General features: G+C 73.4%; 2 protein-coding genes. One reads left to right on the top strand and one right to left on the bottom strand.

The genetic code is table 11. The annotated features are described in order from the left end of the window. The first annotated feature begins 84 nt into the window (after nt 1–84). Nucleotides 85–576 carry a TIGR03618 family F420-dependent PPOX class oxidoreductase gene (locus NBZ85_RS31010; RefSeq protein ID WP_498041283.1) on the top strand — a complete coding sequence of 164 codons (492 nt, stop codon included), beginning with the start codon at nt 85–87 and terminating at the stop codon, nt 574–576. Between the two features lie 11 nt (nt 577–587). Here NBZ85_RS31010 and NBZ85_RS31005 read toward each other — a convergent pair whose 3' ends face one another. Continuing rightward, complete coding sequence (locus NBZ85_RS31005) at nt 588–1,496, bottom strand: haloalkane dehalogenase (protein ID WP_261556049.1); 909 nt, start codon at nt 1,494–1,496, stop codon at nt 588–590. Nucleotides 1,497–1,534 lie beyond the last annotated feature (38 nt).

Here is a 1,534-nt window from a genome sequence, read left to right as displayed (position 1 = left end):
CCCCCCACCCGCCGCGACCTGCAAGCGACACCGGTCACGCCGGGCAGAGCTATACGGTGGAAATCGTTACCACAAGGACGGACAGTGACGAGGCCGCACGGTCGGATCCGGGCCATCGCGACGAAGGGTGAACAAGCCGTGACCAGCTTCGAGGACGCCGCCGCCCTCAGCCGCACCGAAAGCGGACTCGCCGTCATCTCCACGCTGCGCGACGACGGCGGCATCCAGGCATCCGTCGTCAACATCGCGTTCATGCGCCATCCGCTGACCGACCTCGAGGTCGTCGCGTTCGTGACCTACGGCGCGGTCAAACTCGCCCATCTGCGGGCCCGCCCGCAGGCCAGCGCCACCGTGCGCGCCGGCTGGCGGTGGGCGACCGTCGAGGGCACCGCCGAGATCATCGGCCCCGACGACCCGCGCCCCGGGGTCGACACCGTGCGGCTGCGGCTGCTGCTGCGCGAGGTGTTCCTCGCCGCCGGCGGCACCCACGACGACTGGCACACCTACGACCGGGTGATGGCCGAACAGCGCCGCACCGCCGTGTTCCTCACCCCCACCCGCATCTACGGCCCCTGACCCGCAGCTCCCTATCCGGCGACCGGCGCCGGCCAGGGAGCGCGCAGACCGTGACGGTCGAGCCAGGCGCTGACGGCGGCGGCGATCGCGCCGGGCTGGTCCTCGGGGGCATGGTGGCCGGCCGGCCCGCACGCGACGATGTCCAGGGCGGCGATGTTCGCCGCGCACCAGTCCACCGCCTCCGGGCCGATCATCAGGGTCGGCGACGAATCGAAGGTCATCAACAGCTTGGGGACGTCGACGCTGGCCGCGAGCCAGCCGTCGTAGGCGCGGACACGGGCGACGACGTCGGCGGGTTCGCCGTCGAGCGGCATCGCCCGCGGCCAGGCCAGCATCGGGCGGCGGCTGGCCGGCGTCGGATACGGCGCGCGGTAGACGGCCAGGTCGGCGTCGGCGAGCGGGGTGCGCACCGCCTGGGTGTAGGCGGCGTCGAGGAACTCGTTGCGGTCGAGGACCATCGACTCGCCGACGCCGGGGGTGCGCAGCGCGGTGAACCGGGCCCGGCCCGCCGCCGGGAACGCCGCCCAGCTCATCGGCCGCAGAATCGTCTCCAGGAACGCCACCCCGCGGACGCGCTCCGGGTGGCGCGCCGCCCAGTCGAAGGCGAGCGCGCCGCCCCAGTCGTGGCCGACGAGCACGACGTCGTCAACGCCGACCGCGTCGAACCAGCCGTCGAGGTAGCGGGCGTGGTCGTCGAAGGTGTAGGCGACGTCCGGCTTGCCGGAGCGGCCCATCCCGATCAGGTCCGGGGCCAGCGTGCGGCCCGGGGCGCCGAGGTGCGGCAGGACGCGGCGCCACAGGTAGGACGACCCCGGGTTGCCGTGCAGGAACACCAGCGGCGTGCCGGCCCCGGCGTCCTCGAAGTACATGGTCGAGTCGAGCACAGTGATCGTCGGCATGGCGGCTCCTTCATCCTTCATCCTTCGGGCGGCGGGGTGGCGTCCGGCAGGCCGGGATC

The sequence above is a fragment of the Frankia tisae genome (assembly GCF_025403405.1).
Classification (GTDB): Bacteria; Actinomycetota; Actinomycetes; order Frankiales; family Frankiaceae; genus Frankia; species Frankia tisai.
Note: the sequence above shows the minus strand (reverse complement) of the source record. Positions and strands in the feature narration are given on the sequence as shown.

Coding starts and splice junctions, on each gene's coding strand:
- NBZ85_RS31005 (WP_261556049.1), bottom strand. CDS start 1,496: ATGAAGGATGAAGGAGCCGCCATGCCGACGATCACTGTGCTCGACTCG.